This window comes from Proteiniphilum sp. LBM24028 (assembly GCF_056629195.1).
Window position 1 is genome coordinate 2,763,106 of record NZ_CM152817.1, and the last position, 26,186, is coordinate 2,789,291.

Sequence of the window (26,186 nt, forward strand, 5' to 3'; positions counted from 1 at the left end):
TTAAAATTGAAATATGGATATTCGGATTTGTAAAACACCAGACGATTTGAGTCAATCGTTTACGGCCTGGTTCGAAGAAATACTGATGCAGAAAGAGATGGTGACCGTAGCCCTCTCCGGCGGCTCCACACCAAGATTGCTGTTCGACTATTGGGCAGAACTGCCCCCTGGAGAAATAGACTGGAAAAAAATAAAATTCTTCTGGGGTGACGAGCGTTGCGTGCCGCCCACCGACGATGGAAGCAACTACAAGATGACAAAAGAGCACCTTTTTGATTTCCTGCCGGTGCCCCGGGAAAATATTTTTCGTATTCTGGGAGAGAACGACCCGGAGGCGGAGGCCAGACGATATGGAGACTTACTCAGTATTGAACTGGAATCGATACACGGTATTCCCTCTTTCGACATCCTGATGCTGGGAATGGGGGACGACGGACATACTGCGTCCATTTTTCCACATGAAATAGAGCTTTGGCATCATCCTGCAAATTGTGTTACGGCAACCCATCCCGAGAGCGGACAGATCCGGGTGAGCCTCACAGGTAAAGTAATCAATGCCGCCCAGCATGTGGCATTTCTGGTCACCGGAGAAAACAAGGCTGATAAGGTAGCTGAGATCATCGGTCACCCGCACAGGATTGAAAAAAAATATCCGGCAGCACTGGTACAACCGGATTCAGAAAATCTCATTTGGTTTCTGGATGAGAAGGCAGCCCAAAGGCTGACCGGGGAAAAGGATCAGCGCATGGGTTTAATCTTGTAATCACAGGCTACCTTTCCCTTTTCCATGTTGGAAAGTTTGCTCTTGATCATCCTTTTGCGAAGGGGAGATATCCTGTCCACAAACATAATCCCGTCGAGGTGGTCATATTCATGCTGGATCACCCTCGCCATATATCCCTCATATGTTTCATCGTGTGGTTGCAGGTTTTCATCAAGATATGATATCCGTATTTTGTCTTCGCGGGGCACTTTCTCATGGATGCCCGGGATACTGAGACATCCCTCCTCAACAAGCACCAATTCACCACTTCGCTCTGTAATGTGAGCATTGATAAACACCTTTTTAAAATTATTGAACTCAGGATGCTCCTCATTTGCGAGCGGAGCAAGATCTACAACAAAGATGCGATCCTCAAGGCCCACCTGGGGCGCAGCAAGGCCTACACCATCGGCACCATGCATAGTTTCATACATGTTGCCGATCAGCTCTTTCAAGTTGGGATAGTTTCCAGGATCAATATCCCTGGTAATCTTTCGCAACACCGGCTGACCGTAAATATAAACAGGTAAAATCATAATTTCATTCTTTTGCTTTCCATATATCCCTGCAGGATAATGGTGGCACTGATCTCATCCACCAGCGCCTTATTTTGTCGCTCCTTCTTTTTGAGTCCTCCGTCGATCATGGCCTGTTGTGCCATCTTCGATGAAAACCTTTCGTCGTAATATTCTACCGGAATGTGGGGATAAATCTTTCTGAATCTGTTCACAAAAGGTACCACCCTCTTCATATTTTCAGAGGGCTCATTATTCATCTGTTTGGGCAGACCAACCACAATCACCGCGACTTCTTCCTTTTTCAGATAGTCTGCCAAAAAATCAAACAACTTTGGGGTCTCTACCGTTGTCAGCCCGTTTGCAATAAGTTGCAACGGATCGCTTACGGCAATCCCCGTACGTTTTTTTCCGTAATCGATGGATAGCAGGCGTGGCATAATTTCAGTGTGTATCGAAATTACGCCTGCGCAGTTCAAAGTCTCGTCCCAGATACTTCTCCCGTACTACAGGATTGGCAGCCAACTCTTCAGCCGTACCCTGAAAGAGTACCTTTCCTTCAAAAAGCAGGTAAGCCCGGTCGGTGATACTGAGTGTCTCATCCACATTATGATCGGTGATGAGAATTCCAATATTTCTGAACTTGAGTTGTGCCACAATAGACTGAATATCCTGTACAGCAATGGGATCAATACCGGCAAAGGGCTCGTCGAGCATGATAAACTTGGGATCTATCGCGAGGCAGCGTGCAATCTCGGCACGACGCCGCTCCCCTCCCGAGAGGCGGTCACCAAGGTTCCGGCGCACCTTCTGCAAGCCGAATTCCTCTATCAACGTCTCCATCTTCTCCTTTTGTTCCCGGGCAGACATATTGGTGAATTCCAACACCGATTTAATATTGTCTTCCACCGTCATTTTCCGGAAGATGGAGGCTTCCTGTGCCAGATAACCGATGCCATTTTGAGCACGCTTGTAAACCGGATAACCGGTAATATTCTGTTTGCCGATAAATATTTCCCCTTCATTGGGAACGATCAACCCGACTGTCATGTAGAATGTGGTGGTTTTACCGGCCCCGTTGGGGCCAAGCAGTCCTACAATCTCTCCCTGTTTCACATTGATGGAGACATGATTCACCACGGTACGCTTGCCATATCGTTTCACCAGATTTTCTGTACGCAACATCAACGGTTCGCCCTGCAACTCCGTCTCATGTGAAGAAGCAACAGGCACTTCTGTATCAATGGAAGGCATTCTATCATCTACACGTTCATCCATGCGTTCGGAAATTTTTGCAAAGGTATGAAAAAATTGGCAGTTTACATTGACGCGGTGAGCACAATCGCCGCTTTTTCCATTTCGCCGCCCACAGGGGGGTGCATCTTCGCCACGCTTACCCTGGCATGCGATATACGCGGATATTTTTTCGTTAATTTAGAGAGAATACGTCCGGCTACATGTTCCAAAAGTTTGGAGGGTTGCTCCATTTCTGTTTTGACCAGATCAAACACCTCGGCATAATTGATGGTGTCATCCACCTCATCGCTTGTACAGGCTGCCGAGACATCAGCTTCCAACGTCATATTTACCACAAATACATTTCCGGTTTCCCTTTCTTGCGGCAGCACACCATGGTAGGCGTAAAACCGCATATTGGTTAGTTCAATTGTTGTCTTCATTCATCTTTAACCTCTTACTCTTGTTCGAACTCATGCTGATTCAAATATAAGAACAAATTTATTACATTTGTTGTTTTAAAAGCTAAATCATAAAGAAATGAAGACAAGTGAAATCCCTGAAAGGCTTTCATCCTTGAGACAATTCATGGAGGAAAAGCAGCTGGATGCTTTCATCATCCCCAGTACCGACGCCCATGTAAGTGAATATCCACCCAAGCATTGGGAATCCAGAAAATGGATAAGCGGCTTCACCGGTTCAGCCGGCACAGCCGTCGTTACCAAAGAACAGGCAGGTATATGGACCGATTCGCGCTATTTTCTTCAGGCTGCCGATGAGTTGGCTGACACGGGATTTGAACTTTTTAAAATGGGACAGGCCGGCACGCCCGATATGACGGAGTGGATTATTACTCATGTTGGACAAGGTGGTACGGTGGGTATCGACGGACTGGTCTACGCCGCCTCCGACGCCCTGACCCTGCAAAATGAACTTCAGTCCAAAAAGATCAAACTGGAGACCACTTTTGATCCATTTTCAGAGATACAGAGTGACCGTACCGAGATTCCTAAAAATAAAATATTTATTCTCTCCGACGACATTGCAGGTGAGACGGTGAAGAGCAAGATCGCAAGGATTAACAGCGAACTGAAAAAAGTGGATGCCGATGGCATCATCATTGCCACCCTCGATGCGGTAGCATGGACCTTTAACCTCAGGGGTAACGATGTGGATTATAATCCTGTGGCTGTAGCCTACGGATATGTTTCCGATAACAAGGCCATTCTGTTCATCGATAGGGAAAAGCTGGACGATGAGACTATCAATGCCTACACGGAGCAGGGAATCACCCTTAGGGATTATCCGGATATATTTGACTATGTAACCCACCTACCGGAAAACAGCAGTGTCTGCATCACCGGGAGCAAGATCAATTACAAACTGCGTCAAACCATTCCTCCCTCATGTCGCGTGGTGGATATCCCCTCCCCCATAGATCTGATGAAAAGCGTCAAAAACGAAACAGAACTAAATGGTTTCCGTAACGCGATGATCAAGGACGGCGCGGCTCTGGTGAAATTTTACATGTGGCTTGAGCAGGCGGTACCTGCGGGCAAGGTAAACGAGGTAACTGTAGCGGAGAAACTGATTGAATACCGCTCCCAGCAGGAATTGTTCGTGGGTGAAAGCTTCGGCACCATTGCCGGGTATGGGCCCAATGGTGCTGTGATACACTACCATGCAGTTCCTGAAACCTGCCTTCAGGTTGAACCGGAGGGATTGCTACTGATCGACTCGGGCGGGCAATACAAAGATGGCACAACCGATATTACCCGCACAGTGGCGGTGGGGGAACTTACCAAACAGATGAAAACAGATTACACCCGCGTGCTAAAAGGACATATCGCCCTGGCAACGGCTATTTTCCCTGAAGGAACGCGCGGATCTCAACTCGACATTCTGGCCCGAAAGGCTTTGTGGGACAATGGCCTCACCTACTGGCACGGCACCGGACACGGTATCGGCCACTTTCTAAACGTACACGAGGGACCACAGAACATCCGCCTGGAAGAGAATTCCACGAAACTACAGCCGGGGATGGTTACTTCCAATGAACCGGGATTATATCGTGCCAGTCAATATGGAATCCGAATTGAAAACCTCATTGTGACACGGGAATTTCAAAAGACGAAAGAGTTTGGCACATTTTACAATTTTGAGACAATTACACTTTGCCCCATCGATACGAAGCCAATCTCAAAAAAGCTCCTCTCAAAGAAGGAGATTAAATGGCTGAACAATTACCACAAAATGGTGTACCGCAAGTTGAAAAATCATCTGAACAAAGAAGAAAAAGCTTGGTTGAAATATAAAACGAAACCCATATAACAAATTTTGTCCTCCGATTTAAACCGGTGGATTCATTATCAAAAATTAAATTTCTAAATGGCTTTAGTTAAATCTGTTCGCGGCTTCAAACCTCAGATAGGAGAAAACAGTTATCTGGCAGAGAATGCCACCATCATCGGTGATGTGGTAATAGGTCGCGATTGCAGTATCTGGTATAATGCCGTATTGCGCGGAGACGTAAACTCCATTCGCCTCGGCGACCGGGTGAACGTGCAAGACGGCACGGTCATTCATACCCTTTATCAGAAATCTGTTTCTGTTATTGGCGACGATGTCTCTATCGGCCACAACGTGGTAATTCACGGGGCGAAAATAGAAAATGGCGCACTTATTGGTATGGGCGCCATCATACTCGACCATGCCGTGGTGGGTGAAGGAGCAATTATTGCCGCAGGGGCAGTGGTGTTGAGTGGTACGCAAGTAGAGCCCGGCAGCATTTATGCCGGGGTACCTGCCAAATTTGTAAAAAAGGTGGATCCTGCTCAATCAAAAGAGATGAATCAGAAAATTGCGAGCAACTACCTGATGTATGCAGGATGGTTTAAGGAAGAGTAAAATTCTCTTTAATCTTTTAATACACAGGAGATATATTCATTTCCACTGCCATCGGTCATTATAGCCGGCTGATCGGATTTTGTCAGAGAGGCAGTATTTATTGGTCTCAATTCATAAGTGTGAACGGGATTGTACTTCATGGTCCAAAGGAACGGGAAGAGAAAGAAAATTCCACCAATGATGGCACCCACATCGGCACTTTCGTTTCTCGACAACATAGTGTACAACGGCTCATACCCCTCTTTTTCAAGACGAACCTCGGTTGTACTTCCTACAATCTTGGTGTCGGAATAGGAATAGGGCGTCACCCCTTTGTATTCGCCATTCATATACACCTTGGCTCCACTCGGATCTGATTGAATCAATGTGTTACTTGAACAACTGGCAAATAATACTGCTAAAGCCACTAACAATGCGGCAGATTTCATGAAGAAAGGATTCTTGGACATATTGATTATTTTTAAGTGAATATGTTCCGCAAAGATAGATTTATTTTCACAATCTCACATAATTTCACTACACTTTTTCTCTTTCATATTTACCTGAAGAATTACAAGAAGCAGGCTCGATTTTTTTTCATTTATTAACTCACAAAACTGTAACTTTTTTCACATTTCCCATCTTACTATAAAACCATATCCGGCCCCGATGCTCACAAGTTTCATTTATCGGGTCACAAAATTTAATTTGTCATGAGATATCTCTTATTATTAATTTTAATCTTCTCCTTCGTACACACAGGGGCGCAACAACAGTCCCAGTCGCGCTTCCGCATCGGAATTGAATATGGCTCGTATAAGATGGCGGGCGAGATCAACGACCAATGGGAATTCCGCCAGGTCAAAACACGTTACGTTACCCAGGAGGATCAAACCGGGAGCGAACATGTAAAAGGTGAAGGTGAAGTGTATTATGCCGGGCTAAAATCGGAGCTCTCCGTATGGGAAAACCGGCTCACGCTTACATCTGGATTCCGATATTCACGCGTCAATGAGCGGATTTCGCCAAGCTGGGACGCTCCGCTTTATCTGTTTCATCCTTCGGACCAGGGAATTGAGCTTTTTCGTGTGCGCGGCATGAATGAGTCGATCGGATATGTGGGAGTTCCTCTAGAGGCAGATTTCCTCTTATGGGGACGACTCAGTAATTGGCAGGGATATGTGAAAGCAGGCATACAGGCGGGCATGAAAATACATGGAAAAACCACAATCGATTTTGCCTCGAAGGAGATGGAAAAATACGGGGATGAGATAATCACTGCAGCCGGGAAAGCCCCTTCCAATTTCCTCCTGAATACATACGGCGGACTCGGATTACGCCTGATTCTCAATAACGGGATCCGTTTATCTATCGAAGCCTTGTTTCCCCAACACTTCCTCACAAAAGATAATTTCTCTCTGCTTGCTTCTGAATCTTACGGTGGCGCCCAACTCTCGGTTTCTCTTCCTGTGAATCTTTTTTCAATGAAATAGATAAATTTTAAAAAAATAATCATGAAGTATATCCACCTCTTAATGCTTACGTTCATTCTTGTCGCTGCGGCAGGATGTTCACGCAGTTTCGATTATCGCATCTCTGATTCGGTGTTTATTGAAGATGGGGAAAACCCCGGGCTTCCCATTTACTCGGAGAAAGGGTACAATAGCTTTGGTGTCTATTGGGGATTAACTCCCTGGAGGAGCGGGAGTGGCCATGATCCTTCCAAAATAGTGGTAAAAGATGATTCATGTCATATCCATCTCTCCGGCAGTATTGGAGGAGAATTACCTTACACGCTGGTACTGTCACTTCCCGATTATATACCCGGCAGCTTTACAGAATTACTCTCCCTGAACGGGAAAGATTTCGATCTGAGCGGAACGCAATGTACTCTTTCCATGTTTTCACACAACTCCCGGTGCGATTTGAAAATTCTGGAAGGGAACTTCAAGATTAAGCGAGCGCAAAACCTATATGTAGATAAGGAACTGCAGGGCGCAGTCCTGTCCGGCATATTCTCGTTCAAGGCAATTGTGGGAGACGAACCGGCAACATTCTCCAAAGGACGGTTCGATATGCGGTTCGGTGAAGAAAATTTTTACTACCTGCAGTGACACAAACCGGAGACGGGCTATAATTGGCAAGATGCAGCTATTGACAAGATAAATGGATAAATAAAACAATTCGTACTGCCTGGGAGAATCACCTTTCGTGTGCAGTACCTCGGCGGTCGGCAACAACCATTTTGTAGAGCTGGTCGTTGGGACGGATCTTTTCGTTGACTTTAATGGAAAAATGATCACCCTTGAATGCCTCCGGCACAGTGGCCATATCCACGCGAATATCATCTGCCGTCAGAAAGAGAGCGCCGGTGGTAGGACCTGTGATCAACAACTCATCACCCTGTTTCACCGATTGCGTCTCTACCAGAAACTCTGTCACCCCCAGGTTTCCGAAATGCTTGACAGCCTTGCCCACATACACTTTCCTCTTCGCGGCACCCGACCCGTAACGATGCGTCCACTCGCCCAACCGCTGTCCAAGATAATAGCCGTCCCAGAAACCGCGGTTAAAAACGGTAGATAGTTTTTCGTTCCATCTCTCTATCTTCTCACCCGTAAATGTATCGTTACAATAGGATTCAACTGCCTCACTATAACAACTTGTCACAATGCGGACATACTCCGGGCCCCTCGCACGCCCTTCAATTTTGAATACCCGCACACCCGCATCCATCATCTTGTTAATAAAATGAATGGTTTTCAGGTCTTTGGGCGACATAATATATTCATTGTCGATCTCCAGTTCAATATCACTTGTTTTATCTTTCACGGTATATCCCCTGCGGCAGATCTGATTGCATTCACCCCGGTTGGCGGAGAGATTTTTCTCATGCAGGCTGAGATAACATTTACCGGAAACTGCCATACAGAGCGCACCATGAGCGAACATTTCGATCTGTATCAATTCTCCACCGGGACCTTTGATCTGTTGTTCCACGATATCTTTGTGGATGACTGCCACCTGCTCCAGATTCAGTTCCCGGGCCAGCACCACCACATCGGCATATTGGGCGTAAAATCGTAATGATTCTGTGTTTGTGATATTCAGCTGCGTAGACAAATGTACCTCAACTCCAATTGAACGGGCATACATTAGTACTGACACATCTGCAGCAATCACGGCAGACAGGTCCGCTTCCTTTGCTGCATCCACAATCTTGCGCATCAATGCCATATCATTGTTGTAAATAACCGTGTTCACCGTGAGATAACTTTTCAGATTGTTTTCGCGACAAATACGGGCGATATTATGGAGATCTTCTATTGTGAAATTATTGGAAGATCTGGAGCGCATGTTCAAACCCTCTATGCCAAAATATATTGAGTCTGCTCCACCTTGTATAGCTGCTGCAAGAGATTCATAGGATCCTACAGGAGCCATTATCTCATAATTTTTTCTGGATTTCATTGTTCAGCTCTGATTTCAAAGCACAAATGTACAAAAAAATCATCAAAAAAGGGTGGCTCGTGACGAGTCCACCCTAACACAACAAGTTATTGTAAATACAATAAGACTTAATCTATCGAAATCTTCCTTATAAAGTCCTCTGCATCGGTAAATGCACCGGACATCACCTCCTGCACTACTCCTCCCATTTGTACGGCGAGCATTGCCGAATTCATGCGCGACACGTATGTTTGCCCGTCGGCTTTCTGATGTATGGAAATCCGGCAGGGCATCATGTTTGCGTAAATACGCAACGCATCATCCGACAGCAGCCGATAGGCATAGTCGGGTTTACACAGTTCCATCACTTTTACCGGCAAAACCTCTTTACCATTCTTCCTCATTGTCTCCTGCAGATCGAGTATCTGAATTACTTTCCATCCGTTTTCAGCAACAATTTCGGAGAGGCGATTTACTGTTTCATCGAAACCATACCGACTTATATTTTCAAAAAACATAGTGTTCATCACAGGCCTCCTTTACGATTTCTTTAATAGTACTTCCTCTATAGCTTGTTTAAAGGCATCCTTCGGTAGTGCTCCCTGTGCCATTTGAGGGGCCTCGTTCATTGGCACGAAAAGCAGAGACGGAATACTCCGGATACCAAACTCAGCGGCCAGTTGCTGCTCAGCTTCAGTATCCACCTTATAGATATATATCTGACCATCATACTCCTCGGCCAGTTCCTCAAGAATAGGTGCGATCATCTTGCACGGGCCACACCAGTCTGCATAAAAATCTATGATGGCGGGCTTGTCGCCCAGATAGACCCACTTATCTGGATTTTTTTCAAAATTGGCCACTTTGCTTAAAAAGTCGGCTCTTGTCAAATGAATTGTTTTGTTTGTCGTTGTTGTTGTCATATTATTTTCTGTTTTTATTGTGTTAGTTTCCACCGGATCCGAACTGTTTTCTTGACTCTGATTATTACATGCAGCCAAAGTAACGGTCACTGCAACCGCTATTAATAGAATTCCTTTTCGTTTTAATTTCATAATTTGTTGTTATTTTCCTTTTCGTGATTGTCAGTTGTTCCAGCTACTTTCTTTGGACTGTTCTTTTGTGAAAACATGTCGAAGAGAAGGTATCCGAGTAATGCCCCGTAAATCAACATTCTGTACGGATTGGATGTAATGGGACAGGTGCCGCTGAGACAGCCCACATAATAATAATAAAGGTAACCTCCGATTGCTCCGACTGTTACTCCCGCTATTTTGAGCCAGTGTTTTAAAAAAAAATTTTTCATTGATTCACGTTTTATTATTCCTGCAATCAGTTTCCTGATTTTTAATCTATATTCTAATTTAATTTTTCTCGTTCATAATCGATAAACCCAAGCTGTTATCCATATTATTGCATTGCATTATACACTTTAACACATTTGTAGTACGCTTGTCTTTCAGTGAATAAAAACTGTTTTTCCCTTCTCTACGGCAGTTCAGAATTCCTTTTGCCCGCATATCGGTAAGGTGGTGAGACAGTAGCGACTGTTCACAATTCATACCTTCCATCAACTCAGTGACCGACTTTTCAGCAGTTTTTGAAAGCTGTAGAATCACGCATAAACGGGTTTCATTCGCCAGTGCACGCAATAAATAAGCAGCTTCCTCAAACCGTGACTTGTCTATTTTGTTATTCTCCGACACTATTTCAGTTTTCTCCATCTTTTATAATCAATCTTCAAAACAATACATGAACATATATTCATGTATTTTTGTTCAAAAGTATAACATTTTTTTTGCAGTACAAAATTTTAGCGGACTTTTATATAATAGGTGAGCCTTGTTTCAATCAGCCTATGTGCGGAACGGGAGAAATAGGCATTTTCACTGCGGCGGCTCTCAAACACATCTCCCAGTCCGAAATAATAACGTCCTTCCAGATTGAAGACGCCAAGAAGGGTTTGCAGTTCAATGCCAGCTCCGCCGATCAATCCGTAATCCACCCTTTTTAATTCACTGAAGGGGCTGTACTGATAACCGATTTTTGCATTCGGGTCAGCAGCCTGTTTTTCCGCCATATCTTGAGCCAAAGCCTGGCTCATCTTGGGGTTATCGTTCAACAGAAGACTAATCTGCGGACCTGCATTTATGATAAAACGGATTTTTTTTCCGAAGTAGACATGGGTCATGAAAGGAATCTCAAGGTAGTTCAACGTTCTGCTGTATGCAAAATCCTGTTCCGTATTAAATTCTTCCTTCCATCCCCTTTGTGCATAATTTAATTCGGCGATCAGCCCCAGATGTTTTTCCGTAATATATCTGGCAGATATGCCGCCGTTAATTCCCATCAGGTACGATTGTTGAACGGTGGGCATAAAATCAAGGCTTGACGACATTACACCCCCACCCGCACCAATATAAAGCTCGCTCTTAAATACATCTTTCTTTTGTGTATATGCGGAAAATGTACACAGCATGGCGAAGATAATTGTCAGTAAAAGGGGTCTCATTGGTTTCTGCCTGTTTTTGTAATCCTCCCGTTGGTATCGTAATAGACAAAATACAACCCGTTGTTAATAAAGCCTCCCCAGTTGTTCATCCGCTCAAAGTGAAACGCAAACTGCAGGGAGCTCACTCGTATCTTTCGGATCTCCTGCTCGAAACGGGTCCCGTAGCGATTCAGGGCAGTCATAAAAAAAATACCGGTATCATATCCCCATAAACCGTAGGAGGGATGTGTTTCCATCAGGTTCCGCCCATACCATTTTCTGAATGTATGAGCAAACGCCTCCGTGGCGGGATCGGTTTTATCAATGAAAAAGGGTGTATAAATGTAGGTTCCAAAAAAATGATAATCATCAATCAGCTCCGTGTATGTCTGCCATTCCGGATAACCAAAAAGACGTATGACGGAAGTGGAGTCTGTTCCTCTCACCTCTTTCAGTTCAGCAATCAATTGTCTGAGAGTGTTTGAATTGGCAGAAGTAGGAATGATCACATTTTCTTTTCCCTTCCGTAGCAACGGTATAATGGCACTATCCAACGTCCCCGTCAAAGGAAGTGATCCGAATTCTATCCGATTTCTCCCAAGATTGTGTTGCAGTTCAGAAATAAACTCTTTCTTGTCATTTTGTCCCTCTGTGACAAAAATAATATTGGTATTCCCGAATGTACTGGTAAAAGCAGAGGATGCTTTTGTCTGAGTAGCACTGCCCACGGGGTTCACTTGAAAAATGTTTCCGTTATTTAAAACTTCACCATTACTTTGTGAGAAGGGTACTACATACTTGATGTTGTTTGCTTTTGAGAAGTCCGAAATCAACCGGATCTGTGCATCGTTCACACCTCCTATGATCAAGTGTAGAGAACGCATCTCCATGGTTTCGAGCAAACTTGCCAATTTCTGGGTATTATCTCCCCGGCCTATCTCAAAAACATATAGCTCCAGATTTACACCGCTGTTTTTCATCGCTTCCACAGCCAGTAGAAAGCCCTCATAATACTCCTGAAGACGAATATGACCTCTGCCTGTTTCATCGAGAAAAGGTAATAAAAGGCCAATTTTCATCATATCAACTCTATCAGAAACAAGGTTTTGTGTCAATAAACGGTTCGTCTCTTTTTCCTCCACACGGGAGTTCTTTTCGACAAGACTTCTTTTCACCGGAATAATAAGTTCCATATTCGCTTTCAATCCTCCACCGAGCATCGGATTCATGCGTTCAATGTCAGACACCTTCACCTCGTAATTACGTGCAATACTATAAAGCGTTTCTTTCTTTTGTACCAGATGAATGACATTCGTCGTCTGATTTTCATAAGGCACAATTCGTTCATACGATTCAAAAAAAGGAATCCGGATTGTTTTTCCGGTACGAAAAGTATCCGCAGATAGTCCGGGGTTGGCCAGCATCAGATCAGCAGCTTTCAGCGAATAGGTCCGTGAAACCGAATAGAGTGTCTCTCCGGGAAGAATGGTATGGTAACGGTAGTTTTCCTCTTTTGCTTCGCTGATCACACGACGTTGCGGAATGGTAAGGACTTGCCCCTCGGTGATATCTTCACTGATACCCGGATTATAACGTTTTACCTCATTTACCGTAGTCTGATACATTTTGGAGATACTGTAAATTGTCTCTCCACTTGAAACTGTATGTCTGAATGTGCTGTTTTGATCCACCGGCACTCCTTCAGTTGACGGGGCAGTTGAAGCTGAAATAAGTTCTGCATTTTCTTTAGTTACAGGGATAAGCAGTTCCTGTCCGTTTTTAAGGCCGGTATTCGACCCTGGATTATGACGAATTATTTCTGTGATTGGTACCGAAAAGGTGCGTGAAATGGCATAAAGTCCCTCACCCGACTTCACCGCATATTTAAAAAAACGCTGCCCCTCCACAGTCACCGTCTCATAAGGAGAACCCTGTGCCTGTACAGGTTGAAATCCAATCCCCAACAAAAAAACCAATGTTAATATCTTGGTGAAACAGAATATATTATGCATTTCAATAAATTTTCTCCTAAAGTGCCTTTTACTGCTTTTAGCGCACAAAAATAGGAAAATAAATTGTAATAGTACCTTTCCCCCCATATCTCTTACGCTTTGTTTGACAGTAATTAAACTATTTAAACAGAAATACAGACAAGGATACGGAACATTTTCATTCGCTAGAAGGGGAGTGGCTCTTTATTTTGAAGAGGAAAGCCGGATGCATCCACCGCATCGCTTGATGAAACGGTATTTTTAGCCTGACTGTTCATTCGAGACGGTCTTTCCACATACTTCTGTCCCACCGCATAATCATCCAGATTTTTGAAACGGGCATATTCATTGTCGAAACGCATACTGGCAATACCGGTGGGTCCGTTACGATGCTTTGCAACGATAATCTCCGCAATACCTATCAACGAGTTTCCCCGCTCGTCCTCGGTAATACGGTAATATTCGGGACGGTGAATAAAGCATACAATGTCAGCATCCTGTTCAATGGCACCCGACTCGCGCAAGTCGGCAAGCTGCGGTCGTTTTCCTTCTGTTCCCTGACGTGTCTCCACACCACGGTTCAACTGCGACAAGGCAATAATGGGAATGTTTAACTCCTTGGCAAGTCCTTTCAGGGATCGGGAGATCATGCTCACCTCCTGTTCACGGCTCCCGAAACTCATGCCACTGGCATTCATCAATTGGAGATAGTCGATAATCAACACTTTCACCTTGTGTTCACGCACCAGGCGGCGGGCCTTGGTACGTAATTCAAATACGGATAAACTGGGCGTATCGTCGATGTAAATAGGGGCATTGTACAAAAATTTATGATTTTTATCCAACCGTTCCCATTCATCTTCCGATAGACGGCCGCTTTTAATGCTTTCTCCCTTTATTTGGCATACGTTGACAATCAATCGGTTCACCAGTTGCACATTCGACATCTCAAGCGAAAATATGGCAACAGGTTGTTCAAAATCGAGGGCGATATTTTTGGCCATGGAGAGCACAAAAGCAGTTTTACCCATGGCAGGCCGGGCAGCAATAATCACAAGGTCGGAGTTCTGCCAGCCCGATGTTAGCTTGTCCAATTCTTTAAACCCTGTAGGCAATCCGCTCATACCGTCTTTCCGGTTCGCTGCAAGCTGAATATTGTGCATTGCCTCCCTGATGACCGGATTGATCTGGATCACATCCTTCTTCACATTCCGCTGGGAAATCTCAAACAAACGTCCTTCGGTTTCCTGCATCAGATCATCTACATCCACTGTTTCATCAAAGGCATGCTGCGAAACCTCAGAAGAAAAAGATATCAACTCCCTGGCCAGATATTTCTGTGCGATAATCCGCGCGTGATACTCAATGTGTGCCGCAGAAGCAACCTTCTCCGAAAGCTCGGCCACATAAACAGCTCCACCGGCAGCATCCAGTTCACCCTGGCGCTTTAGTTCCTCTACAACGGTAAGCACGTCAACCGGCTTTTGCTGCATAGCCAGACCTTGTATTGCACCATAAATGAGCTGATGTGTGGGATCATAAAAACTTTCCGGCCTTAATATCTCACTCACAATGGAATAAGCATCCTTCTCAAGCATAAGCGCACCCAGCACCGCCTCCTCCAACTCCCTGGCCTGTGGGGGCAGTTTTCCAATATCGGGCGCTACAACTGTTTTTTCAACTACTTTGACAGCCGGTTTCCGTTTTTGTTTCTCCATTATTAATTTAGCATAATTCGAATTAACGGTAAAGTTAGGGAACTTATTCATTACGGAGGAAAATTCGACTGCTCTTTCTTTCCTTAAGTTATGAACATCGAATGTTGATAACTTTTAAGAGTGTGAACTTTTTAAATCGTGAATTTGTTCTATATGAGATTTATTCTTATTAAATAATGATTCTATAATTCCTGAATAACATGTATACGGAAAAAGAAATAAAGGAAAAACTACGTAATAAAGGCTTGAAAATTACTCCGCAGAGAGTCGCGGTTTTAAACGCAGTTTATACACTTAACAATCATCCAACAGCTCAACATATCATGGATTTTGTTCATAAAAAATATTCAAATGTATCTGCGGGAACCATTTACAAGACTCTTGACACCCTGGTGGAAAAGGGAATGATCACAAAAGTCCGGACAACTCACGATGCTACGCGTTACGATGGTCGCACGGAGAACCATCACCACCTTTACAATAATGAAAACAACAGTATAGAAGATTATATCAATAAAAAACTAGACCTTATGCTGGATGTTTTCTTTAAAGAAAATAGCATACCCGGTTATGAGATAAGCTCGATAGATGTGCATATAAACGGGAAATATCAGAAAGGGGTTGAATGAAAGAAGAGTATTTAATATTATAAGTATATGAATGCAGAAGAACTGAAAAAACAAGAAAACAAGAAAAATCAGGAAAGAATGACCACCGTTTCCGGTGCACCGGTAGGTAACAACCAGGACGTGATGACCGCAGGTCCGCGTGGTCCGATGATGTTGCAGGATGTGTGGTTTCTGGAAAAACTAGCCCACTTCGATCGTGAAGTTATTCCTGAAAGACGCATGCATGCCAAGGGATCGGGCGCATTTGGAACTTTTACCGTAACACACGACATCACACAGTATTCCAAAGCTAAGATTTTCTCTGAAATCGGGAAAAAGACGGAAATGTTTGTCCGCTTTTCCACGGTTGCAGGTGAACGTGGAGCTGCAGATGCCGAGCGGGATATTCGCGGTTTTGCCATGAAGTATTATACTGAAGATGGAAACTGGGACCTTGTAGGAAACAATACTCCGGTCTTCTTCTTTCGTGATCCGCTGAAGTTTCCCGATCTGAATCACGCTGTAAAACGCGATCCTTACACCAACCTGCGCAGCCCCAACAATAACTGGGACTTCTGGAGCAGCCTGCCTGAAGCGCTTCATCAGGTTACCATTACAATGAGCGACAGGGGGATTCCACGCAGTTACCGGCACATGCATGGTTTTGGAAGCCATACCTACAGTTTCATCAATGCCGACAATGTACGTTATTGGGTGAAATTTCATTTCGTGACCCAGCAGGGCATTGAAAATCTTACTGATGAAGCGGCCGGCGAAGTGATCGGAAACGATCGCGAGAGCCATCAGCGTGATCTGTTTGAAGCCATAGGCAACGGCGACTTTCCAAAGTGGAAAATGTACATTCAAATCATGACCGAGGGGCAGGCCGGACAGATGCCCTACAATCCGTTCGATCTCACCAAGGTATGGTACAAAGGTGAGTTCCCACTTATCCCTGTGGGTGAGTTTGAGTTGAATCGAAATCCCGACAACTATTTTCAGGATGTGGAACAGGCTGCCTTTAATCCGGCCAATGTAGTACCCGGCATTGGCTTCTCTCCAGACCGGATGCTGCAGGGACGACTCTTCTCCTATGGTGACGCACAGCGTTATCGGCTGGGAGTGAACCATCATCAGATTCCGGTGAATTATCCAAGGGGTGTAAAGGGAGGTTATAACTCCTACCACCGCGACGGACAAATGCGTGTGGATGGCAACCATGGCGCTACGCTGCATTATGAACCAAACAGTTACAACGTCTGGCGGGAACAACCGGAACATGATGATCCTGTTCAGAAAGTGAACGGCGACATCAAGCGATGGGACTTCCGCGAGGATGATGATAACTATTACGAACAGCCAGGCAAACTGTTCCGTTTAATGAAACCGGACGAACAACAACGTCTCTTTGCAAACACGGCACGCAACATGGGCGACAGTGATGAGATCATCAAGATCCGTCATATTGGCAACTGCTATAAAGCCGATCCTGCCTATGGCAGGGGTGTGGCCGACGCCTTGGGAATTTCCTACGATAAAGCGGGAATACAATAGACATTTGCACCCCCGGTTTATTTACGTTCGGGCAAGCTACGCAATCAAAAATATGATTGCCCACATTACCGGCGTGATCTGCGAGCATGCCAAGCCAAGTCGTGCATTAAAAATTGCCGGTGCTATCTCCGCAGTCACGCTCTCCGCATTAATGGCAATGAAAAATGAAGAGGTCGCCTTCCAGGAATGAATTATCTATAACGAGATAGATCAGACAATTCGAAATCTGATATGCATCGTACAAAAGGAATGGTCGAAACTGATAAAATCGCGTTGGATATTCTTACACACAAACAATAGAATCATTTAACGCAACAAAAATCTTTATAACCCTTATTAACTTAGGTTTTTATCCCTTGATTATTAACTTTGCAGATTTGTAAGGAAATAGATAAAAGTATGCATATAAAAAGATCAATCGCTTTATTCGGTTTGTTGTTTCTTTGCCTTACCATGGTTTTTTCTCAGGACGAAGTGGTCTGGGCCTTCTCGTTAAAAGACGTGGGAAACGGTGAAATTGAACTTGTTGCAGATGCTCAAATAAAGCAGGGATGGTATCTTTATGATACAAGTATTCCCGACGGCGGACCTACCCCCACGCAAATCAGCTTCGACCAAATTGCCGGTGCAGAGGTGATTGGAGATTTTCATGCCGAAACAAAGGCAAAAGTGAAATACGACGGCATCTTTCAGATGACTATTGGCACATTCCAGAATAATGCCCGGTTCATACAACGGCTGAAGGTGACCGAAAAAGCCGGGTTCATACTTCAGGGTGACGTAAGGGCTCAGGCATGCGACAACAGCAGTTGTACCCCTCCCCTGCCGAACGATTTTTCCTTTACGGCAGCACAATTACCGGCGACAGTGACTGCGAAGGCATCTGCGCCAAACACACCCGTTCCATCAGCCACAAGCGAAACAAGTCTGCCGCTCATACCCTTTACACCTGCACAAGTTACGGACAGCCTGCAAACCATCTCGCCCGTCGCTGTCTCCTCAGACGGTATCGATAGTGATCTGCTCTGGACACCGGTAACCAAGGAACTCCAAGATTTCGGGATGAAAGGAAGTACTGCCGGCATGTCGCTGTTCTGGATTTTCATCTCCGGCTTCATCGGGGGTCTCATCGCATTAATTACCCCGTGTGTCTGGCCCATGATTCCTATGACAGTGAGTTTTTTCCTGAAACGTAATAAAAAGGAGAAAAAGAAAGCTGTCACTGAAGCAATGGTCTACGGTGCCGCCATTATTATCATCTATGTGATACTGGGACTGCTTATTACCGGCATCTTTGGTGCCAGTGCACTGAATAATCTGGCTACCAGTGCCCTGTTCAATCTTATTTTCTTTGCCCTGCTGGTGGTGTTTGCCATTGCCTTCTTCGGAGGCTTTGAAATGGTGCTGCCTGCAAAGTGGACCAATAAGATGGATGAAAGGGCAGATAAAACATCAGGAGCACTGAGCATTTTCTTTATGGCATTCACTCTGGTCCTGGTATCCTTCTCCTGTACAGGCCCCATCATAGGTACATTACTGGTAGAGGCAGCCCTGTCGGGCAGTATCCTTGGCCCCGCTATTGGTATGCTCGGATTTGCCATAGCTCTTGCCGTCCCCTTTGTACTCTTCGCCATCTTCCCGTCATGGTTATCCAACCTCCCCAGATCGGGTGGTTGGTTGAATTCGGTAAAAGTGGTACTGGGTTTCCTTGAATTGGCTCTGGCACTTAAATTTCTATCCGTGGCCGACCTTGCCTACGGTTGGGGAATCCTGGACAGGGAAGTCTTTCTCGTATTATGGATTGTGATCTTCTCTCTGCTGGGAGTCTACCTCCTGGGTAAAATTAAATTCCCGGGCGACAGTGATGTGCCACATGTCACCATACCCCGTCTTTTTCTGTCAATCATCTCGCTTGCCTTTGCCCTCTATATGATCCCCGGATTGTGGGGCGCTCCGCTAAAGGCAATCAGCGCCTTCTCACCTCCTCTCTACACACAGGACTTCAATATGTACGACGGCGAGGTACATGCCCAGGCAATGGAGTACGAAACCGGTATCGCGCTGGCAAAACAGCAAAATAAACCGGTGCTGATAGACTTTTCCGGTTACGGCTGTGTGAATTGCCGAAAGATGGAGGCATCGGTATGGACCGACCCCCGAGTAAAAGATATTCTTGATAATGAGTATATCCTCATCACACTCATGGTGGATGATAAAACCAAGCTTCCCGAGGTTGTCGAAGTAGATGAAAACGGCAGAACAACCCGGCTGAAGACCATCGGTGATAAATGGAGTTACCTTCAGCGTCACAAGTTCGGGGCCAATGCTCAACCCTATTATATCGCGCTCGATCATGACGGAAAACCATTAAGCCCCTCCTACGCATACGATGAAAATGTGGAGCGTTACATTGAATTTCTCCAAACCGGATTGACCAATTTTAAAAAATAAACACGGGTAAAGAGGTCATGCCGACCTCTTTGCTTTTTTTCAGATATGAACACCAGAGTACAAAAAATGGAGGCTTTCGGGCGGCTGCTCGACATAATGGATGAACTGCGGGAGAAATGCCCGTGGGACAGGGTACAGACCAACGAGAGCCTGAGGGCCAACACCATTGAAGAGACCTATGAGCTGATAGAAGCCATTCTCAGCAACGACAATGATGAAATAAAAAAAGAACTGGGCGATCTTTTGCTCCATGTGGTCTTTTATGCAAAAATAGGAGAAGAAAAACAGGCATTTGATGTGGCTGATGTCTGCAATGCCATCTGCGACAAACTTATCTTCCGTCACCCACATGTATTTGGTGATAAGAGCGCCGACAGCGCAAGCATGGTAGAAAAATCATGGGAACAGATCAAGCTGAAAGAGAACGGAGGAAATAAAACGGTACTCGAAGGTGTACCAGAATCACTGCCCTCAATGATTAAGGCATACAGGATACAGGATAAGGCCCGCAATGCGGGGTTTGATTGGAATAAGCGGCACGATGTGTGGGATAAGGTAAAGGAGGAGCTTGGAGAGTTGGAGGTAGAAATTGAGAAGATGGAGGCCGACAGGATGGAGGCCGAGTTTGGAGACCTGCTTTTCAGCATCATCAATGCAGCCCGACTCTACAAGGTGAATCCCGACAATGCGCTGGAACGTACCAATCGGAAATTCATGTTCCGCTTCAATTACATGGAAAAGAAAGTAAAAGCACAGGGACACTCACTGAAAGGTATGCCACTCGAAAAAATGGAAGAAATATGGCTGGAAGCAAAAAGCATTGAAAATAAAAGTGACGTATGAGTAAAAATCGGCTCTGCCCGCAATGCAAGATACGGCGTTTCTACCTGCTTAACAGTGCAGGAGAGCGGCTGGTTGTGACAGTCTCGGAAGATAAGAAAATCCATCCGATTCACGCGGATGAATCGCTGGATGGATTTGACACGACACTTCTGTATTGCCTGGGCTGTTCCTGGAAAGGGACAGTCAATAACCTGTACTGAAAATTACTTTCCTGTTCTCCAACGAGTAAGAATGTTTCTCCGTTTCGGGAAAATGCCGTTTTGTTTGGTACGGACATCCTCTACCACATAAAAAATATTGTTGTCAAAATCGTTGAGTGTACCCTCCAATGTTTTCATCTCCTTGCGATCTACCACCGTCTCAATGATATCTACTTCGTCTGTTGATCCTGTTCCATGCGTCAGGGTAGCTCCTATATTCAGCTTGTTAAGCTTCAGCACCAGCTCTTTCCCGTTCTTTTGCGTATAGATACGGCATAACACGATGCCGTAAGCAATTCTGTTTTCGAGTAGGATACCCATATAGTTGCCTGTTGCGTACCCGGCCGCGTAGGAGAGGTAAGCCACCATATCATTGGCCCTTGAAAGTATCTGAGAGATGACCACAACCCAGATAAATACCTCTATAAAGCCAATTAAGGGTGCTTTATATTTTTCGCCTTTCGAAACAAAAATAATTCGCAGGGTACCCAGCGACACGTCAATCACACGTCCAAAAAATATGATTACAGGCAGCAGCCAGGGGTAAACATCTAAAAAATCAAACATAAGAATCAAATTCAGTAATTAGAAGTCAGCACCAGAAATCCGCCTTTTCTACGCAACGATGCGTGATAGATGGTTACAGTACTTTTGCAAAATGTATATCTAATAAGTCAAGCCTCCGGAATCAGGGTCCGCAGGTAACCGATAAAATCCCGGATATCTTCTTCCGTGGTATCCCACGAACAGACAAGTCGCATTTCGTTACGACTTTCATCCCAGTCGTAAAAGAAATAACGCTCACGCAACTTATCGGTAATCTCTTTGGGAAGAATGAAAAACAGGGCATTTGATTCCACAGGTTGTGTAATCTCAATTCCTTTCACATGTTTCATCTCCTCCCACAATAAGCGGGCTGAAGCATTGGATTTTCGTGCATTCTCCAGCCACAGGTTCTCACTCAGGTAGGGAATAAACTGCGCTGTAATATATCGCATCTTGGAATAGAGTTGCGTGGTTTGCTTCCTGTAATATTTGAGATGTCCGGCCAGCTCCTTCCGCAACGGAACAAGTGCCTCACCAAACATCAATCCATTTTTTGTGCCACCCAGTGTAAAGATATCCACACCGCAATCCACAGTGATTTCTTTGAGCGAGACATTGAGGTATGCACAGGCGTTGGCAATGCGTGTACCATCCACAAAGAGATACATCTCATGGGCATGAGCCAGGTCGGCAAGCACCCTTATTTCATCGGGTGTATAACAGGTTCCCAACTCAGTTGTCTGCGAGATCGCAATTACTTTTGGCTGGGAATGGTGTTCAAAGCCGAAGCCATGCAGGTGCGGGCGGACCAGTTCAGGGGTTAGCTTTCCATCGGGAGTAACGACCTCTTTCAACGAAGCGCCGGTCGACTTCACCGGTGCGCCGCACTCATCCACGGCTATGTGTGCCGTAGCCGCACAAATGACGGAATGAAAGGGTAATGTACAGGCCTGCAAGGCCACCACGTTCGCGCCGGTGCCGTTGAAAAGGAAGGAAGGCTCTATGCTGCTATCTTCGAGCAAGACGCGTATTTCCTCCTCTGCCTGCCGGGTCCATATGTCATCGCCGTAAGCGATGGTATGATCTATGTTCGCTTCCGTCAATGCGCGGATGATGCGCGGATGAACTCCCGAATTATTGTCGCTTCCAAAACTCCGCATGAATTATTTTTTTGTACTGCAAAGATACGAAACTTACCCCAGATTTGCGAGGAGGAATTTCCTTATCTCTTCCGGCTTCACATTTTTTCGTTTGGCGTAGTCGATCATTTGCTCTTCACTGATCTCACCAATAGAGAAATATTTCGACTCGGGATGAGCAAAGAAGAATCCGCTGACCGATGCGTTGGGATACATCACGCCATTCTCGGTAAGGGATATACCTATTTCTTCTGTTTTGAGGAGCCTGTGCAGCAGGAAATTGGTCGTCTGATCAGGAATGGAAGGGTAACCCACTGCAGGGCGTATACCCTGGTACTTCACCGCAAACAATTCTGCTATAGAAAGCTTCTCGTCGGCCGCATATCCCCAGTATTCCCGTCGTACCCTTTCGTGCACCCATTCGGTGGCAGTCTCGGCCAGCCTGTCGAGTAATGACTTCATCAGCAGTGCTGAATAATCGTCGCCTTCCTTCTCATACCGATGCATTTGCTCATCTGCCCCATCACCGGCGGTTACAGCAAAAGCACCCAGATAATCCCTCTTCCCCGATTCACGGGAAGCGACAAAATCGCTCAGGCAGAAATATTGATTCTGGTCGGTTTTCTTCTGCTGCCGCAGGAAGGGGAAGAGCGTTTCACCGATGAAAATATTGTCATTCTCACTGTATGCCTCATACAGCCCGAAGACCGCTTTCACATAATCCACCCGTTCATCTGCAAAACGGTGCAACATATTCTGTGCGTCGTGATACAGCTTTGCAGCTTCCACCGCCTTCTCCTGTTCATCGTCGCGATAGGATGCTTTCCATTTTTCATAGGCAGCGGCATTATTCCGATCAATGCGGGTGATGGTATGAAATTTGGCGGACAGGTTCCAGGCAGGAAAAAAGAATTTCCAGTCGATATAGGGTATCAATACATCAATTCCTATCTTCTCCAGTTTCACCCGCCCCATAGTTCGGGGGTGTACCGGCTCGTAGCTGCCTGTAATCCGGAAAGGGTTTCTGCGGGCTTCTTCCAATGGAACAAGCTCGGTTACCTTCATGGCATGTCCTTCCCGCAAAAGTGCATACTCGCTACGTACTTTCCGGACGTAGGCATCTTTATTCTCTGAGCTCATGAGATTGGCTACGGCAGAAGGACTTTGTGAGGCGTCCTTCACATAAACTACAGCACCATGCTTATAGCGATGCTCAATCTTCAAGGCCGTATGTAGCTTGGAGGTAGTGGCACCACCAATAAGCAGGGGCATATCAAAGCCGGCCTTTTCCATCTCTTCAGCCACGATGGCCATCTCTTCAAGGGAGGGAGTAATGAGTCCGCTCAGGCCCACGATATCGGGTTTTTCCCTGATCACCGTGTCGATGATCTTTTCGGGAGGCACCATCACGCCCAGGTCGATGATCTCATAGTTATTGCATGCCAGCACGATGGAGACGATATTCTTACCGATGTCGTGCACGTCTCCTTTCACGGTGGAGAGCAGGATCTTACCTGCTTTCTGTGATCCACCCGACGTGGTCTTTTCTGCTTCGATTGTGGGTTGAAGGATGGCTACCGCCTTTTTCATGGTGCGGGCCGCCTTCACCACCTGTGGCAGAAACATCTTCCCCGATCCGAAGAGGTCGCCTACCCTGTTCATGCCATCCATCAGGGGTTTATCGATGATATCCACTGCACGCGGGTATAACTGTAGCGCCTCAGCCAGATCTTCCTCCAAGTAATCGCCAATACCCTTCACCAGCGCGTAGCTCAGTCGTTCGTCGAGCAAAAGGGTGCGCCATTCCTGAGTTTTAGATTGTTCTGTTTCGGGAGTTTTCTCATTTTTTATCTTCTCGGCGTAGGCCATAAGTCGTTCCGTGGCATCGTCGCGTCTGTTTAGTACGGCATCTTCCACAAGCTCTTTCACCTCCGCCGGGATGTCCTCATAAATGACAGACTGGGCCGGATTCACTATTCCCATGTCCATTCCGGCCTGGATGGCGTGATAAAGGAAGACCGAGTGCATCATCTCACGAATAGAATCATTGCCACGGAAGGAGAAGGAAAGGTTGCTCACACCGCCACTCACTTTGGCATGCGGGAGATGTTCCTTGATCCAGCGGACCGCTTGTATATAATCCACTCCGTAGTTTTTGTGCTCGTCGATTCCTGTAGCAATGGCCAGCACATTGGGATCGAAAATGATATCATTCGGATCGAATCCATTCCTGATGAGTAACCCGTAAGCTCTCTCACAGATTTCTATACGGCGTTCATAGGTATCTGCCTGTCCCGTCTCATCGAAGGCCATCACGACCACCGCGGCACCATAGCGCTGTGCCAGCCGGGCATGATGCAGGAATTCCACTTCTCCGTTTTTCAGTGAGATGGAGTTGACAATTGGTTTGCCCTGCACACACTTAAGCCCTGCTTCCAGTACTTCCCACTTTGAGGAGTCGATCATGATGGGCACACGGGAAACATCGGGATCGGAAGCCAGCAGGTTCAGAAAGCGTGTCATCTCCTCTACACCATCCAGTAATCCCTCATCCATGTTGATGTCGAGTACCTGTGCACCGTCCTCCACCTGTTTGCGGGCAATCTCCAGTGCTTCCTCATATTTTTTCTCCTGGATTAAACGCAGGAACCTGCGCGAACCGGCCACGTTGCAGCGTTCACCAATATTGAGAAAATTAATCTGCGGGGAGACTTCCAGCAATTCCAGTCCTGAAAGTTGCATATAAGCCGGATGGCCAGACTTCCTGTGTGGCGTCCCATGTTCCACCATCTGCGCATATTCGGCTATGTGTGCGGGGGTGGTGCCGCAGCATCCCCCTACAATGTTTATCAACCCTTCATCGATAAACTCCTTAATCTGTGCAGCCATCTTCTCAGGTGTCTCATCGTACTCACCCAGCTGATTAGGTAAACCGGCATTGGGATAGGTACTGATAAAGAAAGGTGCTATTTTGCCCAGTTCCTTCACATAAGGTTTCAGCTCTGCGGCTCCAAGGGAACAATTTAAGCCTATTGCCAAAGGGTTGGCATGGCTTACGGAGGCGACAAAAGCAGCTAATGTTTGTCCCGAAAGTGTCCTTCCGGCCTTGTCGGAAAGTGTGACTGAGAGAATGATCGGGAGGGCTTTCCCTGTCTCCGCGGCAACTTCTTCGGCTGCAAAAATCGCAGCCTTGGCATTGAGGGTGTCGAAAATGGTTTCAATCAACAACAAATCTACTCCACCGTCGGTCAGTGCCAGCATCTGCTCTTTGTAGGCCATCTTGAAATCGTCAAAAGTGGCGGCACGAAACATCGGGTCCTCCACCCGTGGACTCATAGAGGCAGTTTTGTTGGTCGGTCCGACAGAGCCTGCGACAAAGCGGGGTTTTTGTGGTGTGAACCGGGTAAACTCATCGGCAGCTTCACGAGCCAGCCTGGCAGCTGCCAGATTAATCTCGGCAGCCATGTGGCTCATGCCATAATCCTGCATGGAGATGCTGGTGGCATTGAATGTATTGGTTTCAATGATGTCGGCTCCTGCCTGCAGGTACTCCCTGTGAATCTGCCCGATCACATCGGGGCGCGTGAGGGAAAGCAGATCGTTATTTCCTTTCAGCAATGTAGGTGAATCTTTGAACCGCTCACCCCGAAAATCGGCTTCCGTGAGTTTATAACGCTGTATCATTGTACCCATCGCACCATCGAGTATCAGGATGCGATGGGTTAAAATCTCTTCTAACTTCATTTCGTTTGTTCTCTCAATTTATTATTCCGCCCAAAAATAATCAATAAAATT

The 26,186-nt window shown here is 45.9% G+C and carries 27 protein-coding genes; 11 read left to right on the forward strand and 16 right to left on the reverse strand.

The genetic code is table 11. The features are described 5' to 3' along the window. The first annotated feature begins 13 nt into the window (after window positions 1–13). The gene (pgl, locus tag AC1HCU_RS11105) at window positions 14–763 is read left to right on the forward strand and encodes a 6-phosphogluconolactonase (protein WP_480365999.1); all 750 of its coding nucleotides are present in this window, start codon (window positions 14–16) and stop codon (window positions 761–763) included. Here the strand turns inward: pgl and def are convergent. The 4 genes from def to folB form a co-directional block, all read right to left on the reverse strand. After that, complete coding sequence (gene def, locus AC1HCU_RS11110; protein ID WP_480366001.1) at window positions 739–1,299, reverse strand: peptide deformylase; 561 nt, start codon at window positions 1,297–1,299, stop codon at window positions 739–741. The two genes, pgl and def, sit on opposite strands and share 25 nt — an antisense overlap. Then, window positions 1,296–1,718, reverse strand: coding sequence for a Holliday junction resolvase RuvX (ruvX, locus tag AC1HCU_RS11115; RefSeq protein ID WP_480366003.1), 423 nt, complete (start codon window positions 1,716–1,718; stop codon window positions 1,296–1,298). The genes def and ruvX overlap by 4 nt, the downstream gene beginning before the upstream one ends. Window positions 1,719–1,722: 4 nt before the next feature. Next, the gene (gene lptB / locus AC1HCU_RS11120; RefSeq protein ID WP_480371165.1) at window positions 1,723–2,463 is read right to left on the reverse strand and encodes an LPS export ABC transporter ATP-binding protein; all 741 of its coding nucleotides are present in this window, start codon (window positions 2,461–2,463) and stop codon (window positions 1,723–1,725) included. Between the two features lie 134 nt (window positions 2,464–2,597). After that, window positions 2,598–2,957: a dihydroneopterin aldolase gene (gene folB, locus AC1HCU_RS11125; protein WP_480366005.1), complete on the reverse strand. Its 360-nt coding sequence runs from the start codon at window positions 2,955–2,957 to the stop codon at window positions 2,598–2,600. Between the two features lie 97 nt (window positions 2,958–3,054). Here folB and AC1HCU_RS11130 point away from each other — a divergent pair, with 97 nt between their 5' ends. After that, window positions 3,055–4,845 (forward strand): aminopeptidase P family protein, encoded by a 1,791-nt coding sequence (locus tag AC1HCU_RS11130; RefSeq protein ID WP_480366007.1) that lies wholly within the window; start codon window positions 3,055–3,057, stop codon window positions 4,843–4,845. Between the two features lie 57 nt (window positions 4,846–4,902). Continuing rightward, the gene (locus AC1HCU_RS11135; protein WP_480366009.1) at window positions 4,903–5,421 is read left to right on the forward strand and encodes a gamma carbonic anhydrase family protein; all 519 of its coding nucleotides are present in this window, start codon (window positions 4,903–4,905) and stop codon (window positions 5,419–5,421) included. Between the two features lie 8 nt (window positions 5,422–5,429). Here AC1HCU_RS11135 and AC1HCU_RS11140 read toward each other — a convergent pair whose 3' ends face one another. Next, window positions 5,430–5,870 carry a PEGA domain-containing protein gene (locus AC1HCU_RS11140; RefSeq protein ID WP_480366011.1) on the reverse strand — a complete coding sequence of 147 codons (441 nt, stop codon included), beginning with the start codon at window positions 5,868–5,870 and terminating at the stop codon, window positions 5,430–5,432. Window positions 5,871–6,113: 243 nt separating this feature from the next. On the opposite strand from AC1HCU_RS11140, the gene AC1HCU_RS11145 reads away from it, so the two are divergent. Next, window positions 6,114–6,893: a hypothetical protein gene (locus tag AC1HCU_RS11145; protein WP_480366013.1), complete on the forward strand. Its 780-nt coding sequence runs from the start codon at window positions 6,114–6,116 to the stop codon at window positions 6,891–6,893. Between the two features lie 21 nt (window positions 6,894–6,914). Next, window positions 6,915–7,514 carry a hypothetical protein gene (locus AC1HCU_RS11150; RefSeq protein ID WP_480366014.1) on the forward strand — a complete coding sequence of 200 codons (600 nt, stop codon included), beginning with the start codon at window positions 6,915–6,917 and terminating at the stop codon, window positions 7,512–7,514. An 88-nt stretch (window positions 7,515–7,602) separates the two neighbouring features. Here AC1HCU_RS11150 and AC1HCU_RS11155 read toward each other — a convergent pair whose 3' ends face one another. The 8 genes from AC1HCU_RS11155 to dnaB all read right to left on the reverse strand — a co-directional run bounded on the left by AC1HCU_RS11155 (window position 7,603) and on the right by dnaB (window position 15,050). Beyond that, window positions 7,603–8,871: a peptidase U32 family protein gene (locus AC1HCU_RS11155; RefSeq protein WP_480366016.1), complete on the reverse strand. Its 1,269-nt coding sequence runs from the start codon at window positions 8,869–8,871 to the stop codon at window positions 7,603–7,605. 107 nt (window positions 8,872–8,978) lie between these two features. Beyond that, complete coding sequence (locus tag AC1HCU_RS11160) at window positions 8,979–9,377, reverse strand: DUF302 domain-containing protein (RefSeq protein WP_480366018.1); 399 nt, start codon at window positions 9,375–9,377, stop codon at window positions 8,979–8,981. Window positions 9,378–9,389: 12 nt separating this feature from the next. Continuing rightward, entirely contained in the window at window positions 9,390–9,905 is a 516-nt protein-coding gene (gene trxA / locus AC1HCU_RS11165) for a thioredoxin (RefSeq protein WP_480366021.1), read from the reverse strand. Continuing rightward, complete coding sequence (locus AC1HCU_RS11170) at window positions 9,902–10,156, reverse strand: DUF6132 family protein (protein WP_480366023.1); 255 nt, start codon at window positions 10,154–10,156, stop codon at window positions 9,902–9,904. Before AC1HCU_RS11170 ends, trxA begins: the two co-directional genes overlap by 4 nt. 58 nt (window positions 10,157–10,214) lie before the next feature. Then, window positions 10,215–10,574 carry an ArsR/SmtB family transcription factor gene (locus AC1HCU_RS11175; RefSeq protein WP_480366025.1) on the reverse strand — a complete coding sequence of 120 codons (360 nt, stop codon included), beginning with the start codon at window positions 10,572–10,574 and terminating at the stop codon, window positions 10,215–10,217. Window positions 10,575–10,663: 89 nt separating this feature from the next. Further along, the gene (locus AC1HCU_RS11180) at window positions 10,664–11,362 is read right to left on the reverse strand and encodes a porin family protein (RefSeq protein ID WP_480366026.1); all 699 of its coding nucleotides are present in this window, start codon (window positions 11,360–11,362) and stop codon (window positions 10,664–10,666) included. Then, window positions 11,359–13,353, reverse strand: coding sequence for a PBP1 and LysM peptidoglycan-binding domain-containing protein (locus AC1HCU_RS11185; RefSeq protein WP_480366028.1), 1,995 nt, complete (start codon window positions 13,351–13,353; stop codon window positions 11,359–11,361). The genes AC1HCU_RS11180 and AC1HCU_RS11185 overlap by 4 nt, the downstream gene beginning before the upstream one ends. A 164-nt stretch (window positions 13,354–13,517) precedes the next feature. After that, window positions 13,518–15,050: a replicative DNA helicase gene (gene dnaB, locus AC1HCU_RS11190; RefSeq protein WP_480366030.1), complete on the reverse strand. Its 1,533-nt coding sequence runs from the start codon at window positions 15,048–15,050 to the stop codon at window positions 13,518–13,520. A 200-nt stretch (window positions 15,051–15,250) separates the two neighbouring features. Here dnaB and AC1HCU_RS11195 point away from each other — a divergent pair, with 200 nt between their 5' ends. The 6 genes from AC1HCU_RS11195 to AC1HCU_RS11220 all read left to right on the forward strand — a co-directional run bounded on the left by AC1HCU_RS11195 (window position 15,251) and on the right by AC1HCU_RS11220 (window position 20,706). Next, window positions 15,251–15,679 carry a Fur family transcriptional regulator gene (locus AC1HCU_RS11195; RefSeq protein ID WP_480366031.1) on the forward strand — a complete coding sequence of 143 codons (429 nt, stop codon included), beginning with the start codon at window positions 15,251–15,253 and terminating at the stop codon, window positions 15,677–15,679. 78 nt (window positions 15,680–15,757) lie between these two features. Next, entirely contained in the window at window positions 15,758–17,212 is a 1,455-nt protein-coding gene (locus AC1HCU_RS11200) for a catalase (protein ID WP_480371168.1), read from the forward strand. 52 nt (window positions 17,213–17,264) lie between these two features. Further along, window positions 17,265–17,402 carry a hypothetical protein gene (locus AC1HCU_RS11205; protein WP_480366033.1) on the forward strand — a complete coding sequence of 46 codons (138 nt, stop codon included), beginning with the start codon at window positions 17,265–17,267 and terminating at the stop codon, window positions 17,400–17,402. A 209-nt stretch (window positions 17,403–17,611) separates the two neighbouring features. Then, window positions 17,612–19,663 (forward strand): protein-disulfide reductase DsbD family protein, encoded by a 2,052-nt coding sequence (locus AC1HCU_RS11210; protein ID WP_480366034.1) that lies wholly within the window; start codon window positions 17,612–17,614, stop codon window positions 19,661–19,663. Window positions 19,664–19,708: 45 nt separating this feature from the next. Continuing rightward, complete coding sequence (gene mazG / locus AC1HCU_RS11215) at window positions 19,709–20,506, forward strand: nucleoside triphosphate pyrophosphohydrolase (RefSeq protein ID WP_480366037.1); 798 nt, start codon at window positions 19,709–19,711, stop codon at window positions 20,504–20,506. Then, window positions 20,503–20,706: a hypothetical protein gene (locus AC1HCU_RS11220; protein WP_480366038.1), complete on the forward strand. Its 204-nt coding sequence runs from the start codon at window positions 20,503–20,505 to the stop codon at window positions 20,704–20,706. Before mazG ends, AC1HCU_RS11220 begins: the two co-directional genes overlap by 4 nt. A 3-nt stretch (window positions 20,707–20,709) precedes the next feature. Here AC1HCU_RS11220 and AC1HCU_RS11225 read toward each other — a convergent pair whose 3' ends face one another. From AC1HCU_RS11225 to metH, 3 genes are all read right to left on the reverse strand, one after another. Then, entirely contained in the window at window positions 20,710–21,273 is a 564-nt protein-coding gene (locus tag AC1HCU_RS11225) for a DUF2179 domain-containing protein (RefSeq protein ID WP_480366040.1), read from the reverse strand. Between the two features lie 107 nt (window positions 21,274–21,380). Next, the gene (locus AC1HCU_RS11230; protein WP_480366041.1) at window positions 21,381–22,412 is read right to left on the reverse strand and encodes a threonine aldolase family protein; all 1,032 of its coding nucleotides are present in this window, start codon (window positions 22,410–22,412) and stop codon (window positions 21,381–21,383) included. Between the two features lie 33 nt (window positions 22,413–22,445). Then, the gene (gene metH, locus AC1HCU_RS11235) at window positions 22,446–26,135 is read right to left on the reverse strand and encodes a methionine synthase (protein ID WP_480366043.1); all 3,690 of its coding nucleotides are present in this window, start codon (window positions 26,133–26,135) and stop codon (window positions 22,446–22,448) included. Window positions 26,136–26,186 lie beyond the last annotated feature (51 nt).